Annotated in this window: 1 rRNA gene; it reads right to left on the reverse strand. The window is 47.8% G+C overall.

What is annotated here, in order from left to right:
- A 23S ribosomal RNA gene (locus FJM08_RS03325) occupies window positions 1-557 on the reverse strand; the annotation flags it as partial.

Raw genomic sequence — 557 nt, forward strand, 5'->3', positions numbered from 1 at the left:
TCTCGCTCGCCTTAGAATACTCATCTTGGGGACGTGTGTCCGTTCTCGGTACGGGTTTCACAAAATTTAAGTTAGAAGCTTTTTTAAGAGGTATGGAATCATCCAATTCGCTACTTAGTTGCCCGTTCACTATGCATCATAACTCCCGGTTATGCCATGCGGATTTGCCTACATAGCCCAGTCATTATTTACCCCACAATCCAGTAAGTGGTAGTACTATCCTCCCCCGTCACTCCATCACATTTTAGAAAGTACAGGAATATTAACCTGTTGTCCATCGGCTACGCTTTTCAGCCTCGTCTTAGGACCCGACTAACCCTGGGTGGACGAACCTTGCCCAGGAAACCTTCCCCAATAGGCGTCAGAGATTCTCACTCTGAATCGTTACTCATACCGGCATTCTCACTTGTAAGCGCTCCACCAGTCCTCGCGGTCTGGCTTCAATGCCCTTACAACGCTCTCCTAACGCATTTCTGCCCGTAGCTTCGGTATTGTGTTTTAGTCCCGTTGAATTATCGGCACAGAGTCTCTCGACTAGTGAGCTATTACGCACTCTT

It is taken from the genome of Metamycoplasma equirhinis, assembly GCF_006385185.1.
Taxonomy (GTDB): domain Bacteria; phylum Bacillota_I; class Bacilli_A; order Mycoplasmatales; family Metamycoplasmataceae; genus Metamycoplasma; species Metamycoplasma equirhinis.